Below are 15,794 nucleotides of genomic sequence, written 5' to 3' on the forward strand. Positions count from 1 at the left end.
GGTGCAGAGCCGAGCGTCGCGATCGCGAGCGAGGCCCCACCGAGGACGGCACGCCGAGTGAGAGAATGGGTCACGAGCGCTTCTCCTTACGTTTGGGCGCAGATTCCTTGATCAGATAGCCGGTCACCGAGCGCTTGTTGTCGAGCCAGTTCTGCGCGGCCTCGCGCACCTGCTCGGCGGTGACGGCGCGGATGCGGTCCGGCCAGCTTCGGATATCGTCGATGCTGAGCCCGGTGGTGAGCGCGGTGCCATACCAGCCCGCAAGCGTCGCCTGGTCATCCTGGGCGTAGATCGCTTGCGCAATCAATTGGGTCTTGACGCGCTCGAGATCCTCGGCGCGCGCGGGATTTTGCGCAAGGTCGGCGATCACCTTGTCGATCGCGTCCTCGATCTGGGCGAATTCGATGCCAGGTTTCGGCATGACAGAGATCATGAATTGCGAGGCATCAAGCGAGGTGCCCTCGTAGCTCGCGCCCGTGCTGCTCGCGAGCTGCTTGTCGATCACCAGCACGCGGTAGAGATAGGAGTTGATCCCGCCGCCCATCAACTGCGCGAGCACGTCGAGCGCAGGGCTCTCGCCTGCGGCCGCGGTGGTAGCCGACGGCACGAGATAGGAGCGGCGCCAGGTGGGCTGCTCGACGCGGGGATCGGAGAGCGTCACGGTGCGGGGTGCCGCGGGCGTCGGCTCCTGTGGCCGCACGCGCTTCGCGGGGATCGCGGGCTGCGCAGGAATGTCGCCAAAATTCTTTTCCACCATCGGGCGGATTTCGTTGGGATCGACGTCGCCGGCGATGATCAGGATCGCGTTATTCGGCGCGTAGAAGCGCTTGTAGAACGCGAGCGCGTCCTCGCGGTCGAGCTTCTCGATCTCCTGGCGAAAGCCGATAATGGGGCGGCCGTAGGGGTGGTTGAGGTAAAGCGCCGCCATCATCTGCTCGGTGAGCCGCGCATCGGGATTGTTGGCAACGCGCATGTTGAATTCTTCGAGCACAACATCGCGTTCGGACAGCACGTTCTCATCTTGGAGAACGAGACCGGCCATGCGGTCGGCCTCAAATTCCATCATCTTCGTCAGCTGCTCGCGCGGCACGCGTTGGTAATAGCCGGTGTAGTCGGGCGAGGTGAAGGCATTCTCGTCGCCGCCGACGCGCAGCACGGTCTGGGAGAATTCGCCGGGCGGATGCTTCGCTGTGCCCTTGAACATCAAGTGTTCGAAGAAATGCGCAAGCCCCGATTTGCCCGGCGTCTCATCGGCGGAGCCGACCTTATACCCAATCATCTGGGTCACGACCGGGGTACGATGATCGGGGATCACCACCACCTGCAAGCCGTTCGCAAGCGTGAAGCTTGCTGGTCGTTCCGAGGTGACTGTGATCTGGGTAAGCACGCTCCTGTTTTCAGCAACGTCCCGGAGGCTAGGATTGCTGCTATTATCCCTTTTGTATTCGGCTCTGTATTCGACCGCCAGCGCGGTGGGTGCCGTCAAGGCCATTGCAACAATGGCCGTGCCTAGCACCTTGGTTGTCACGGAACTACAATTCTTCATGCCATCGCCTTTTGGTCACATCGAGATTCACATTCTGCAACGGACGATCCCGACAAAGCAGAGAGCCGCACGCCGTTGGCAAACAATGGAGCAAAAGCCGTGCCAATCGCCTAATGCTTCCGCGCACCGCTGCGCGGGCAGCTGGACGCACAACGAAGCGCCGCGCGTTCTTTCTCTTCCGAAAGCCAAAGCCGCACTTGTTTGGTATCTGCCAACATGTTGCGAACACGACATTGCACACGAAAACGCACGACAACTCGCCGCCTCGCGCTTGCCTAAATCCTGCGACGCCGCATACTGGCGCCTTGATCTCGCGCCAGAGGCACTGCTCCGCCGTTTCGTGGCCGCGCTGGCGCCCGCCAGGAAACATCCAAAGCTTGTCGCGGCGCGGCCGCACCAGGAGTACCCGGCCGCTTCGACGCCTGCCACCAGCACGGCCAAGCGATCATCGTTTCGATCGATCAATATGCCGAGAAAGCGTTTGGCAAGCGAGACTATTTCCTAAATAGGCCTCCCGGTTTCAGGGGCCGGAGCGACCAAATCCCGAGGTCGACGTCATCTGGGTCTATGGCGCCGGCGAACACGGCGTCATGGCCTTCACCGACTTCGGAAATCTGATCGAGCTCGTCCGGATGCACAAAGAAAATCCGACTTGGCTCAAGCGCTGGCCGCCCGACTAATACAATCAGCCTGCGGCCTACGCCGGATGCGTACGGATTTTGTCGAGAACCGGCGAAGCATCAGGAACTGTGATTAGGCTCTGCGTCGCCATCCTCTTTAAGCGTCGGCCACTCCTCTGCGCGTCGGGCTAGCTTCTCATATTCCTCGGCGATCTTAAGGAGCCTATCTCTGGACTTGCCTTCAGCGAGCGACACCGCTTTGGTCCGCGTCGCTTCCGCACGGCCTCGCCAGAATTTGGGATCGTAGAACGGATCTATCGGTTTCATGCAAATGAGCATGCAGTTCGTACATTAAGAAAATGCGACATCAGCCCCTCCAACATTACGTAGGCCGCCCTCCCCGCAAAATTCACAAATTCGGCCCAATTGCCTATATCTCGGAAGGAGCGAAGCCGCGGGGCGCGATTCGCTTGAGAAAGCCGAAGCGGGGCACACGCATTGAGCGGTTGATAGAGTTGCTTTGCTCATGCCTCGTACACACCTGGTGGCAGCCGGACCAGCACGATACCACCCCCAGCCGCCACGACCTCCTTCGAAAGCGCACTCGGTCAAGTTTCTGCCAGGACGAAGGTTTAGACGCGCAGCATCTAAAGCGCCCGCCATCTCGGGCTTGAAAGCTCTTCCCTCTTCGAACTGCTACCACGTCGCGCGATTTGCGCTGACTGGGATCGCAAACCAATCTAATGTTTCGATCTCTCCGACTTGCCGGCTTGGAGGGATCAGCCGTGCTGGAGCTGTCACTTCTAACACGTGCACGGCTGCCCTCGGCCTCTAGATGGGAATGAAACTGAGATTTTCCGCGCCAGTGAAGGCCTCTCACTCTGATTCGCGCGAGATGGCTCTGGGGGCGCACGAGTTTGGACATATCCACACGAGCAGTCCTCGAAGGGGCTTGAATCGTACGCAGCGTTAGATTGTACGATCTTAAAAGCAGGTGGCGCCCCTAAGGCCATCTAAAAGCCTCCCGCCAGGTGATGAGAATTGCGAATGTCCCAAACTCTTAAGCTCACGCCGCAAGGGCCCGTCACGATCCTCGAGCACTCCCCCGAAAGCGAAGTGATCTATGGAGCGCACGGCGAACTGGCCAAGTTGCAGCCGGAACAGGACGAAGCATTTGGCACAATCTCGATCTCCGATGTCACGCGTGCCGCTCCTCGCAAGAGGTGGAATGCAGGTCGCGAGAGCGGACCATGTGGGTGATGGCCCCAGCTGTTACAGGCCGATAATGGTTCGCACTCCCCAACCAGGTGCAGCTTCGGGGGCGTGTTGGACGTAGCTGAATGCCGAAATTGCTGGCGGGGTATACCTTACCGCTATCGTAACTTCTTTCGTCTAGCCGGGCCGCAATCGTTGTTTCGCCCTGCTTGGCGGCTCTGAGTATCGGCCGACTGGCGGGTTGTTAGCCGCCTCCTCGCGCTCGGAAAATTACGGTATCTCACGACTAAGCGACCGAGGCACCGCTGCGATGGGTGTACAGATACGCAATGTGCGCTTCCGCGGCCGTCAATGCTTTGAATGGTTCCGGCCTGTTTCCCGGTAGACAGGTCATACTGCGCTTCGCGCAGGACGAACAATACCGCAGGATGTATCGACTTGAAGAGGATATCGTGAATCAAAAGCAGCGAACGCATGGGTCTTGGTTCTTCAAAGCACACCGCTGTGCAACAGCACTTGCTGTTGCTGTTGTGACGACAACAGCTCTATGCACCGAACAGGCGGGTGCGCGAGATCGGCCAGCGACACCGGAGGAGCGAGAGGCTTGCACTCCGGACGTGTTTCGCTTTTGTGGCAGCCACATACCTGATGCAGGCGCCATTACTGCCTGTCTCAGAGCCAAGTTCACAAACCTGAGTGACCAATGTCGCTACGTGATATCAGTTCGAGACTCTGCCAAAGGAAAGGAAGGCTCGAAATGAGCCAGCGCCAATAGGCCGGCGCCTTCGATCGCCCGCGTTCGAGACTAGTACCTCGTCACAGTGATTATGACTCTTTGGCAGCGACGGGATAGGCGCGGCCCATTTTGGCGCGAGCTTTGTCGGTTGTGAACATCCAATTGATGCGAGCGCCGGCGGCGTTTCGTTGTCGTTCCCAGGCGTCGATTTCGCGGCGGAGCCAGTGTGGGTCGTCGTTTCTGCGGTCCAGGCACTGGCCCGCGGAGCACGCCGATCTCGATCTCGACCATGTTGAGCCAACTGGCATGCTTGGGGGTGTAGTGGAACTCCAGGCGGCGCAGAATCCGTCGGGCTTCGGCGGGTGCGAATGCCTCATAGAGGGCGCCTACGGAGTGGATCGACAGATTATCCTGCACCACCCGGATGCACGCGGCGTCGGGATAATGGACATCGACGAGTTCGCGCATGCAGTGGGCGTAGTCTACTGCCGTCCGCCGCTCGGCGACCTTGACCTTGCGCCAAGGGCAATGGACGTCGATGCAGACGAAGAGATTGACGGTGCCGTTGCGGCGGTACTCGCAATCGTAGCGTTCGAGCTGGCCCGGTTCGGGTGGGATCGGCTGGCGAACCTCGCCGATGAGCTGGACCGGGCTCTCGTCGAAGCAGACCACCGGTCGGTCGGGATCGGGCGCCTCGGCATAGAGGTCGAGCACGTCTTCCATACGGGCGACGTATTCGCCGTCGACCTTTGGAATGCACCACATATCCTTGCGCCAGGGCTTAAGACCGTTTGCGGCCAGCCGCCGGCGCACCGTCTCGCCTGACAGGCTCTCGTGATCGGTGAGATTGACTATCGCCCCGGCCAAAAGCTCCAGCGTCCAGCGAGCGCGGCCCTCCGGGGGACTCGCGCAGGCGGTTGCCACCAACAGGGCTTCCTCCTTGCCGGTGAGCTTGCGCTTCGCCCCAGGACGCGGCTCCGCGCCCAGCGCGCGCTCCAGATTGGCCTTCCACGAAACGCCGCTTGGTCCGGTACACGGTGGAACCGCTCACCGCTACCGTGCGCGCAATTTCTTCATTGCTGCAGCCGGCATTGGCTGCCAGCAATATCTGGGCGCGCTTGAGTTTGCGGGCGGCCCGTTTGCCCTTGCTCAACATCGCGGTGAGTTCACTGCGTTCGGCTTGGCTCAGTTCGACCCGCCAGTACCTGGCTTTCATCTACACCTACGCCCACATGTTCCGGCGCCCGCCCGCCGAGGCCGACATGCAGCGCCACTTTCAAGTCAGTCCGCCCTCGGTACACCAGATGATCGTGACGCTCGAACGAAATGGTCTCATCAGCCGTCAACCCGGCATCGCCCGAAGCATCCAAATCCTCATGCCTCCGGAAGACCTGCCCATCTTAGATTGGCTCGGAATCAACCAGTCAGAACCATTGTGACGAGGTACTAGTCCCCGGCTGAATTCCAGGACGGCAACGCTGGATGGGGACAGATGAAAGGGCGCGGGCAATTGAGGCCGCACCAACCGCTTGCGACTGACGGAACTCCCGGCATCGGGCACTTGCTTGGACGAATAGGCGAAATGCGTAAGTTACCCTTCCACACCATTCTGATCGCCAACAGAGGCGAGATTGCCGTACGAATCATCAAGACTTTGCGAAGGCTGGGGCTTCGCTCTGCAATTGTCTACCACGATGCCGATGCGGGGACGCCGGCTGTCTCCATGGCTGACACGGCGATTGCCATCAGCGGTCGCACGCCAATAGCGGCCCATCTCGATATCGCGCAATTCATCGCTGCTGCCCACAAGGCGAGCGCCGACGCCCTTCATCCGGGTTATGGATTTCTCTCCGAGAATGCTGAGTTCGCCAGGGCCGTGATAAAGGCGGGCATTGCGTTCATCGGGCCCGCCCCCGAAAGCATAGAACTGATGGGCGATAAAATCCGGGCCCACAACTTCGTTCAGCGGAACGGTTTTCCGGTCGCACCTTCGGCGATCGAAGAAGATGATCCAGCGACATTCACATTCAGGGCGCGAGCTGTTGGAGTTCCTTTGCTGGTGAAACCATCGGCGGGCGGTGGCGGCAAGGGCATGCGGATCGTACGCGACCTCGCTACCCTGGAGGACGCGATTGCGCAGGCGCGCAGTGAGGGGCAGAGGTACTTCGGCGATGGCCGGCTTTACGTCGAACGATATGTCGAAAACCCGCGGCACATCGAAGTACAGGTGCTCGGCGACTCCTTCGGAAACGTGGTCCATCTCTTTGAGCGAGAGTGCTCGGTGCAGCGCCGGTTCCAGAAGATCATCGAGGAGGCGCCGTCGCCCGTACTGTCGCCAGAGTTGCGCAAGCGGGTCTGCGAAACCGCCGCCTGCATCGCGCGCGCCGCCAACTATCGAAACGCAGGCACTGTCGAATTCATCTTTGACGGTGGAGAGTTCTATTTTCTTGAGATGAATACGCGTCTGCAAGTCGAGCATACTGTGACCGAGATGATCACCGGCATCGATCTTGTTGCTCAACAGATCTATGTCGCCGCGGGCCGCGAACTTGGATTTTCGCAGTCCGATATCGTCTCGAGAGGACACGCGATCGAGGCTAGACTGTATGCGGAAGCCCCGGAACGTGGATATGTTCCGACGACTGGTAAGGTACTTGTTCTTGAGTACCCGGACGGCGACGGCGTACGGATCGACAGCGGCATCTTGCAAGGCCAGCAGATCACGACAGCGTTCGATCCCATGCTCGCAAAGATCATCGCGCATTCGCCGACGCGCATTGAGGCTGCGCTGAAGGCCCATCGCGCGATGCGGGAGCTGGTGCTTCTCGGCTGCGAGACAAATGCAAACTTTCTCACACGTATCCTCCGCGACGAGGCATTTCTGAGCGGACACGTCCATACGGGATATCTTGAGGAAAATCCGCACATCGCATCGGGCGAGCCTGCGTCCGACTTATCTGCCTTCCTCGCCACAGCCGCCCTCCTGACGAGACCTATCCGCGAATGGACAGATGCCGTGCCCGAGCTTCACGCAGCGCTGGGCAGCTGGAGAAACTGACGTGAAACACTCTTTTGAAGTTGATGTCGTGGATTATCAGTTATCGCTTTCACGTTGCCAACAGGGCTATCGCCTTCTCTTGAGTAACAAAGTGATTGGCCCAGTCGTGTTCTCCCAGTAAGGCGACGTTTGCGGCGTCCTTACTATCGCTGGCGAAAGCGAACCGGTCAGGTTCGCCATCGACGGCGAGGTTATTCACGTGCACATCCGCGGCAGGACGCGCATTTTGCACTACCGCGACCCGTTGAGAACGCTCGCTTGCGCGAATAATGAGGCAGATCATCTCCTGGCCCGCGCGCCAATGCCGGGTCTCGTCGTTACGACCAGCGTTTCGCCTGGTCAACCCGTTTCCGCAGGCACGGCGCTGATGAAAATCGAGAGCATGAAGTTGGAAACCATCAGACGCTCTCCACGGGACGGCGTGATCGACCGAATTCACTTCAACGGAGGCGAGAGCTTCGAGCGAGGCGCAGTGCTGGTTACGCTCTCAGAGGAAGGGCGTTGAGATGCAGCGGATCGCTTCTGCAGCGGATGTCAAATCTCACGAATTCCGCCTCAACGAACTCCACAATAGACGACTTGCGGCCGAATTGAAGGAACGACAACGTGTCGTCCGCTTCAACCGTCCTGAACGAGACCTTGAGCGCCTGCATCGGCAAAACAAGTTGTTTGTACGTGATCGGATCGAGGCTTTGCCCGATCCAGAAACTCCGTTCCTCGAGCTTTCGACGCTAGCCGCTAACAAGGCTTACGACGGCGAGGTGCCTGGCGCTGCGCAGGTCGTCGGCATCGGCATCGTAGCGGGTCGCGAGGTCATTGTTCACGCGGATGACGCCAGCGTGAAGGGCGGCGCATGGTATCCGTTGTCTGTCACGAAGATCGTGCGGGCCTTGGACATAGCGATCGAGAACTGTCTGCCAGTGGTTCATCTGTGCGACTGTGCTGGTGGTTTCCTGCCTTTGCAGGCGGAGTTCTTCGCGGATCGATACTACGCGGGTCGACTCTTCCGCAATCAGTCCATTCTCTCAAAGTCGCCATCGCAATGGGTCATTGCACCGCGGGAGGGGCGTACGTTCCGGCGCTTAGCGACTACAACATCATCGTGGAGGGAACGGGCGCGATTTTTCTAGGAGGCCCCCCGGTCATGAAACCGCCACGGGCGAGACGGTATCCGCCGAAGAGCTTGGTGGCGCTCATATGCATACCAGCGTGTCTGGGACGAGTGACTATTTCGCAAGCTCCGAGATCCACGCGATTGCCATCGCACGGGACATGTCGCTCGCTTCAATCGTGCCACGAAAGCCTCGATGGATCGAGTCTCTCCTGAACCGCCGGCGTACGACGCGTCCGAACTCTACGGCATCATTCCCAGGGATCCTCGAGTGCAGTTCGACATGCGGGAGATCATCACCCGTCTGGTGGATGGCACCCGGTCCACGAATACCAGTCTCTCTATGGCGAGTCTCTGGTGTGCGGCTTCGCGCGGCTTTATGGATATCAGATCGGGGTTATTGCAAACAATGTGTGCTGTTCAGCGACAGTGCGCTGAAGGGCGCTCACTTCATCCAATTGTGCGACAAGAACCGAACGCCCCTGCTCTTTCTGCAGAATATCACGGGTTTCATGGTCGGCCGCGAATACGAACGGCGCGGCATCACCAAGGATGGCGCCAAGCTGATCATGGCCGTCTCTGGGGCGTCGGTGCCCAAGTTCACGGTCGTTTGCAACGGCTCCTACGGAGCGGGGACGTTCGCTATGGCCGGGCGGGCTTTCGATCCACGCTTTATATTCACCTGGCCGCAGTCTCAGATTTCTGCGATGGGTGCAGAGCAAGCAGCAGGCGTGCTCACCCATGTCAAGGCAAGACAATTAACCCGCGAGGGTGGACGCCTGTCTGAGCAGGAGTTGGCAGCTATTCGAGAGCCGATTCTGGAAGGGTATCGGGAACGATCGAGCGCCTGTTATGCAACCTCCGAAATCTGGGACCACGGCATTCTTGATCCTGTCGACACCAGAAACGCGCTCGCAGTGGTCCTGAGCGCTTCGCTCAATACACCCATTGAGGCGCCACATTACGGCGTGTTCAGAATGTAGCGATCGGATCAGGGCCGCCTTGGCGGGATCATCGAGGTAGCGCAGTGCGATCCAGCCGCACATGAAATGGAAGTCGGCGCGATAATCGCAAAGCGCAAGGCGCCGATTATGCCCGTCATTCGATCTGGCTGGGTTTCAAATCGGCGGCCGGGTCTACCTCCACACCCACGGAAAGGAAGACAAGTGAAACGCATCACCTTCGCCGCGGCGCCGCTCGCGCTGACGAGCGCGGCGCACGCTGGCCCCGAGCTCGAAGCCAGCGCCGGCTTCCTTGCCGGCATCCGCTCGATCAACGTCACCATGCATCGCGTCCGCCCGCACAGATTAGGCGCCGCAAGCCGAAAGAAATGTCCAGCCTCGGCGCGCCGTCGCACATCGACGCCGATCACAACGACTGCGGTGCGGTCGGAGCGGTGCGTGCGTCCCCTTAACGGGTCGCACAAGACCGGAGAGATCATCGCGAGCAGGATTGCGGCGACGAAGACCAGGGCGAGCGCGAAAGCGTTTCACCGAAACGACCAGAGCAAGATACAGAGGACAGTCAGAAGCAGAGCAGAGTAATCCGCGCATCCCCGATGATCGGCGCCGTAACAGATCGCTGGGCATCATAGGAATGTCCGTGTGCCCCCTGATGGATTCCTGACCGCACCACCACGATTCCGGTCCGTCGTCCCGTACTGCAGAACAAACACCGTCCCGTTGAAGCGAGGGATTGAATGCCACCCAGAAGCCGCCGGTTCATTGATGACAATCATCGCCTTGGATGACGCAGCTCGAACGCTAGCATTGGTGAGGGATCGCTGGCTTGCTGCTGGCGAATACCGGCGAGGTATCGATGGCGCTCTCCACGGTTTTAATCGCAATCGTGGCGGCGTTGTTGTCAGTTCATCTGAGGACAGGCGGATCCGGTTTCAATGTGCCCCATCGTCGACACTCTCGAAGCAGCTAGAAGAGATGGGCTTCAAACCAGTTTCGGTGGGGCCAGTGAGCCGCTGAAGTCTGGCAACCTCACGCAGCACTGCGAACGGTTTCAGAAATGGTCTGTGCCAGTACGACGTCATCACGCAAATGATGATCTATGAGTATCGGATGCCGATATGTCGTTGAACGAACGCGATGTGCTGTCGCAAACACGCAACCGGGCTATCGCCTTAGGCCGGATTCGCTCTTCGCGCGCGCCCGAATCGATGTTTTCGTCGCCCCCGAGCGGGTCCAGGAGTACACTTAGTGGACAATGCCAACAAACAAATAGCGCTTGAAGAACACTCGGGTCGCGAGCAGGTGGTAAAAGATGGAAAATGGCATCACGGCCCGAACCGCGAAGATACTCAGCGCGCCCTTCACAACGGCGGACTTCGCAGCTTTGTCAAAAGGGCAGCCCTCGATTCGGTCCCGTTTGCGCTTTGCGCTCTGATATTGATCAACTGTGGAGCTGCGCTTGCAGTCTTGGCGTTCCTCGAACGTATATCAACCAGAGCCACAATCGATCTGAGCCTTATCGGCGCCCTCGCCTCAGCAACGCTGTCCTTTGCGTTGGGGGCCGCGCTCGCTTTGCTCGCAATGTTCGCCTGCGCCGCAGCTGAAAGGGCGGTTTCGAGGCTCAGTACTTGTGAGCCACCAAGGATCCAAAAGGCACGCCGCTTGCGCGCTGCAAAGACCGCGCGCGTTTGCCACGTCTGTTCTTCCGCGCTGGCCTCGCTAGCTTTATTCGCTTTTGGAATGTCCGAGACGAGCTCCACACCCCCGATGCTTCTGCAGAGGTAAGCTGCCCAAGTGCCCGTTCGAGTTGGCAAGACTCGAGCCCGCGAGCTGAGAACCCGCCAGGAGCCCCGCCCATGCAGTGTCCGAAATGCAACTCCGATAACTGGTGCGAAATCGCGTCGCATGATCCCTGGAGCGGTCGACCGATGATCCTGCAATGTCTGCGGCGAATATACTGAGCACAAGCTCGCTGAGCGCGAGGAGGCGTACGGCGCCCTGACCGGCGAACACCAACCGACCCGCCGGCTTATCCTGGATGCCCTTGAGAATGCTGGTCTAACGATCGTCCGCACCTTAAAAAGAATGGGAGACCTGCGCATGGGCCCTGCCATTCCTTGCCCCGCCCACCCTGTATCGCCGGCTCCGGAAAACGCGGGACTGTGAGGCGGTGCCTGATCGTCATGCGGGCTTCACGCCGTTATGGCCGATCTGAAGCGGCAGGTCGAGCGAGTGGCATCGAGCCGGCACGATGTGCGTTTAGCTAACTATTTCCGTACCGCAACCTCTTGCGCCGCAGTACGGCGAGCACTCGAGGAGGCCACAATCAAAAATAGTGCATAAGCTCGGGACTCTGAACCGCATCTATTCCACATTGGACGACATGCTCTATCCGCCGCTTCGTGCAATCACGTGGACGCGGCTAGGAGTTGCGGCGGGATCTGCAATGTCGCGATGTCGGCTCCGCTCACCTCACCGCGCGCGTCGCTTGGGTGCAATAAACGTCGGCATTGCAGAACAAGTCGGCTGGGGCACGTATCGGGCTGCCGTTTTTCAATTCTTCTTCTTTGCGCCCATAGGGGATCTTGAGCACGTCTGTCTGGAACGCCCGCGGTGAGTGTTCTCATATCAGTCAGACGGCGCTGGGACGGGTTTTCCACGATGGCGGCGGCCTGCATTTGGCCGCTTGTTTCCTCGTACCTCAGGAAGCGGCACAATGGAATACTGGAATAATGTTCAGCCAAGCCACTGAAGGGGGTTGAACCTTACGCTGCGTCAGGCTGTAGGCTTGGAAACCAATTATGACCAAACCTACACCACGCAAGCAATGGTTATCGGCTAACGCGGCAGCGGGGTTACCGTGCACATGATTTCAGGCTTGGAACTGACGCCTATTCGAATCGACTTCCCACTGATGAAGCCGGAAAGCTGCGAGATCGTGCCGTTTGTCGAGTTCGCATCGGACGAGAGAAGAGCCAAAAGAGAGTCTTCAAGCATGTTGTGCGACAAGCGGCCCCCCGCCCTCGTCACCAAGCTGGACCATCGGGATCGGCTCATCGATCAACGAGGTCGCCTTCGCCCACGCAACCGCTGCCACTAGCAACAGCTAGCACGTTCGAAAGCACGATGAACGCCTTCAACTCGAATATTGGCAAAGTCGCCGGCGGCGCCACGCTGACCCTCGAGGAAGCGGCATCCGCTTTCGACAGCATGATGTCAGGCGAAGCCACACCCGCGCAGATGGGTGGACTTCTCATGGCGCTGCGGGTGCGCGGCGAGACGGTGGAAGAGATTACCGGCGCCGCTTCCGCGATGCGGAGTAAGATGCTGCGAGTCAGTGCGCCGCACGATCCCGTCGACATTGCCGGCACTGGCGGCGACGCTTCGGGCTCGGTCAACGTGTCGACCTGCGCCGCTTTCATCGTCGCTGATGCTGGCGTGAGGGTTGCCAAACATGGCAATCGCGCACTGTCCTCGCGCTCGGGCGCTGCCGACGTCTTGGCGTCGCTCGGCGTGAGGATCGACATCACCCCTGAAGACGTCACTCGCTGCGTGCACGAAGCCGGCATCGGCTTCATGTTTGCGCCGGTCCATCATCCCGCCATGAAGCACGTTCACCCGACCGGGATTGAGCTCGCTACCCGCACCATCTTCAATCTACTCGGACCGCTGTGCAATCCGGCCGGCGTCAAGCGACAGATAGTCGGAGTGTTTTCGCGGCAGTGGGTGCTGCCCTTGGCGCAGGTGTTGAAGAATCTTGGCGCTGAGTCAGTGTGGGTGGTGCACGGCTCGGACGGACTCGATGAGATCACCCTGACCGGCCCGACCTTTGTTGCCTCGATTGAGACCAGCGAGATCCGCACCTTCGAAGTGCCCCCTGAACAGGCCGGCCTCCGCCGCTGCGGCAGCGTGGGGCTGAAGGGCGGCGATGCCGACGCCAATGCAGTCGCGCTGCAAAGCGTGCTCGACGGCGCCCCAAGCCCGTATCGCGATATCGCGCTTCTCAATGCGGCCGCGGCATTGATCGTGGCCGGCCGTGCCAAACCCTTGAAGGAAGGCGTCGCCCTTGGGCAGAAGTCGCTTGATAGCGGTGCCGCGGCGGCGCGATTGAAACATCTAGTCGCAATCTCTAACGCCTGACAGCCGAGCTGACCGATGTCCGACATTTTGACCAAGATCGAGGCCTACAAGCGCGAAGAGATCGCAGCCGCCAAGCGCGCCTTGCCGTTTTCAGAGGTCGAAGCGCTCGCGCGGCGGGCCCCGCCCCCGCGGGGTTTTCTCGCCGCCATCTGCAACAAGCACGCAGCAGATGAGTATGCGCTGATCGCCGAGATCAAGAAGGCCTCTTCCTCCAAAGGCCTTATCCGGGGCGACTTCGATCCGCCCTCGCTTGCCAGGGCCTATGAAGCGGGCGGCGCGGCCTGCCTGTCGGTGCTGACGGATACGCCCTTCTTTCAGGGGCACCCTGATTTCATGATGGCAGCGCGAGCTGCAACATATCTGCCGGTGCTGCGCAAGGACTTCATGTTCGACACCTATCAGGTGGTACAAGCGCGCGCTCAGGGGGCCGACTGCATCCTGATCATCATGGCGGCGCTCGACGACGAAACCGCTCGCGAGATCGAGGCTGCGGCCCTGGCCCATGGCATGGATGTGCTGATCGAGATCCATGACCGCGACGAGCTCGATCGGGCGCTAAAACTTCGCTCGCCGATGATCGGCATCAACAACCGCAACCTGCGCACCTTCGAGACCACGCTTACGACCAGCGAGGCGCTGGCGCCGCTCATACCGAAGAATCGCCTGATCGTCGGCGAAAGCGGTATCTGCGGCCCGGGCGATGTTCTGCGTCTTTCGCGGCTTTGCATTTCGACCTTCCTGGTCGGAGAAAGTCTGATGCGGCAGGCTGACGTGACGGCGGCGACCCGCGCGCTGCTCTCGCGCGAGGCGGCGGTTTCGACCGGAGTGCAGTGATGGCGCGCAAAGCCTCCAAGCCGAGCTCGCTTCGCTCAGAATACGGCTCGCCGCAAACGATAGTGAGGTGTCGCCGCTGTTGGCGACGGTTAGTCAGCATCCAGAAGGTCCGCGCAACTCAATCAGCACCGAGCCGGTGGGTCTCCCCTGCATTTGACGACGGCCGAGAAGTGCGGCCGGTGATGGTGAGGCGAAATGCACCGTTTGCACGAAATAGCGGTGCATTAGCCTGAGACGGTAAGAGCAAAATCATGGAAAGTTTTCACAACTCGAGGCGGATGAGGGCAGTCTATGCTCGGAGCAAAGCGCTTATCAGGCTGCAGGATGCGTACCGTATCAATCTTGCTGAGCTAATCGAGGCTAGGGCGGCGCCTGAAAGATCGACGGTCACTCAGATTGCCAGAGCCGGTGCGAAGCGCACCACGGAGATCGTCGAAAAGACAGGCGACTCGGGGACTCGCGCTTCGCGGTACCGCGAAGGAGACAAACAATGATGTCTTGGCGGACGATCACGGTACTCGGGTCGATCGCAACGATCGAACTCATGTTTCGTAAGTTTCGTGAGGTAATCGATACAGACGACTCGATCTCGCCCGAGCTGCGGCTTTCGTTGCACGCGACGCTGGATGAGCGTCTTCTCTTCGGGAAAGAGCGCCTTTTCAACAGTATCGGAAAACAAAGCGGCGCGGCGGCCATGCCCATATCACCACCGAGGAACGATTCGCAGTGAATGACGCCACGCGCAGACAGATCACGGACCGCCAGCCCTTCGGACGTACGGGCCGCCTTCGCTGTCGCTACGCGACGAGGACGCGGAACGTATTCGATCTGACGCAAAGGCACGCTGAACGCTATCATCCAAGCGGAGCCACCGATTGTGTTCAGCCGCATCGCCAGATCATGCTGTGGAGCAGTCAGATTATCGGTGCGATCAAACCCGCACTGCGCGGAAGCAAGTTCGAGAGTCGCGACCAACGCAATCTCCGCATAGTTCAAAAGTTCGAGGTCAAACGCCACTCCGGAGCTGGGCCATGAGCTGCCAATCGCCTCCCCGGATCAGCGATATTCAGTCCATCGAGGCGATCGAGTTTCGCCAAGCCATGCGAAATCTGGCGAGCGGCGTCTCCATTGTAGCGACCGGAACAGCCGTCCGACGGCGAGGGTTAACGGTCAGTTCTATTACTTCGATCTGCATGGAGCCGCCCTGCCTGCTGGTCTGCATTAATGCCAGTTCCGAAACTCACGACGCGATACTCGCCAACGGCACTTTTGGCGTGAGTCTTCTCGGCGGCAATCAGCAGGACCTCGCACTGCGTTTCGCCGGCCGGCATCTGTCCACCGTTTCGATACAGCGCCATGGGATCAGGGCGTTCTTGACGTACCGGTTCTGCAAAGCGCAGTTTGTGTGCTCGAATGCGTCTTGCATCACCACCAACTCGTCGGCACCCATGGGGATCTTTATCGGCCGGATTGTCGCGACGCGATCAGCTCAAGGCAATCCACTCGTCAACTTCCGTGGCGAACTTCGAACGTTACTGTACGGCTGAGTGCAGGTTTTCACCGCAATGTCGC

At 59.7% G+C, this 15,794-nt stretch carries 12 protein-coding genes and 2 pseudogenes; 11 read left to right on the plus strand and 3 right to left on the minus strand.

Going from position 1 to position 15,794, the window contains the following annotated elements; genetic code table 11:
- Positions 1–70: 70 nt before the first annotated feature.
- Positions 71–1,492, minus strand: coding sequence for a M16 family metallopeptidase (locus tag C7G61_RS32130; RefSeq protein WP_108521520.1), 1,422 nt, complete (start codon positions 1,490–1,492; stop codon positions 71–73).
- On the opposite strand from C7G61_RS32130, the gene C7G61_RS47545 reads away from it, so the two are divergent.
- Positions 1,422–2,051 carry a hypothetical protein gene (locus tag C7G61_RS47545; protein ID WP_190242069.1) on the plus strand — a complete coding sequence of 210 codons (630 nt, stop codon included), beginning with the start codon at positions 1,422–1,424 and terminating at the stop codon, positions 2,049–2,051. The two genes, C7G61_RS32130 and C7G61_RS47545, sit on opposite strands and share 71 nt — an antisense overlap.
- Positions 2,052–4,206: 2,155 nt before the next feature.
- Here the strand turns inward: C7G61_RS47545 and C7G61_RS32155 are convergent.
- Positions 4,207–5,273: pseudogene (locus C7G61_RS32155) on the minus strand (IS630 family transposase).
- Here C7G61_RS32155 and C7G61_RS32160 point away from each other — a divergent pair.
- Together C7G61_RS32160 and C7G61_RS32165 are read left to right on the plus strand one after the other, a co-directional pair.
- Positions 5,176–5,556, plus strand: a complete 381-nt coding sequence (locus C7G61_RS32160; protein ID WP_244608557.1) for a LexA family protein — start codon at positions 5,176–5,178, stop codon at positions 5,554–5,556. The pseudogene C7G61_RS32155 and the gene C7G61_RS32160 overlap by 98 nt on opposite strands.
- Before the next feature lie 143 nt (positions 5,557–5,699).
- Positions 5,700–7,175: an acetyl-CoA carboxylase biotin carboxylase subunit gene (locus C7G61_RS32165; RefSeq protein WP_108521525.1), complete on the plus strand. Its 1,476-nt coding sequence runs from the start codon at positions 5,700–5,702 to the stop codon at positions 7,173–7,175.
- Between the two features lie 49 nt (positions 7,176–7,224).
- Here C7G61_RS32165 and C7G61_RS44985 read toward each other — a convergent pair whose 3' ends face one another.
- Positions 7,225–7,518 (minus strand): hypothetical protein, encoded by a 294-nt coding sequence (locus C7G61_RS44985; RefSeq protein ID WP_190242070.1) that lies wholly within the window; start codon positions 7,516–7,518, stop codon positions 7,225–7,227.
- Between C7G61_RS44985 and C7G61_RS47550 the strand changes: the two genes are divergently transcribed.
- The 8 genes and pseudogenes from C7G61_RS47550 (at position 7,477) to C7G61_RS32220 (ending at position 15,769) form a co-directional block, all read left to right on the plus strand.
- Positions 7,477–7,680, plus strand: coding sequence for an acyl-CoA carboxylase biotin carboxyl carrier protein subunit (locus tag C7G61_RS47550; protein WP_108521529.1), 204 nt, complete (start codon positions 7,477–7,479; stop codon positions 7,678–7,680). The two genes, C7G61_RS44985 and C7G61_RS47550, sit on opposite strands and share 42 nt — an antisense overlap.
- A 1-nt stretch (position 7,681) precedes the next feature.
- Positions 7,682–8,411, plus strand: a pseudogene (locus C7G61_RS46235) (carboxyl transferase domain-containing protein); the annotation flags it as partial.
- A 232-nt stretch (positions 8,412–8,643) separates the two neighbouring features.
- Positions 8,644–8,724, plus strand: a complete 81-nt coding sequence (locus C7G61_RS47090) for a hypothetical protein (protein ID WP_274542299.1) — start codon at positions 8,644–8,646, stop codon at positions 8,722–8,724.
- A complete protein-coding gene (locus C7G61_RS46240) occupies positions 8,700–9,269 on the plus strand; it encodes a carboxyl transferase domain-containing protein (RefSeq protein WP_274542296.1) in 570 nt (189 codons plus the stop codon). The genes C7G61_RS47090 and C7G61_RS46240 overlap by 25 nt, the downstream gene beginning before the upstream one ends.
- Before the next feature lie 3,105 nt (positions 9,270–12,374).
- Positions 12,375–13,388, plus strand: coding sequence for an anthranilate phosphoribosyltransferase (trpD, locus tag C7G61_RS32195; RefSeq protein ID WP_108521535.1), 1,014 nt, complete (start codon positions 12,375–12,377; stop codon positions 13,386–13,388).
- A 15-nt stretch (positions 13,389–13,403) separates the two neighbouring features.
- A complete protein-coding gene (trpC, locus tag C7G61_RS32200) occupies positions 13,404–14,222 on the plus strand; it encodes an indole-3-glycerol phosphate synthase TrpC (RefSeq protein ID WP_108521537.1) in 819 nt (272 codons plus the stop codon).
- Between the two features lie 490 nt (positions 14,223–14,712).
- Positions 14,713–14,952, plus strand: a complete 240-nt coding sequence (locus tag C7G61_RS32210; RefSeq protein ID WP_108521541.1) for a hypothetical protein — start codon at positions 14,713–14,715, stop codon at positions 14,950–14,952.
- A gap of 301 nt (positions 14,953–15,253) precedes the next feature.
- A complete protein-coding gene (locus C7G61_RS32220; protein ID WP_108521545.1) occupies positions 15,254–15,769 on the plus strand; it encodes a flavin reductase family protein in 516 nt (171 codons plus the stop codon).
- The last annotated feature ends 25 nt before the right edge of the window (positions 15,770–15,794 follow it).

The sequence above is a fragment of the Bradyrhizobium algeriense genome (genome assembly GCF_003062295.1).
GTDB lineage: Bacteria > Pseudomonadota > Alphaproteobacteria > Rhizobiales > Xanthobacteraceae > Bradyrhizobium > Bradyrhizobium algeriense.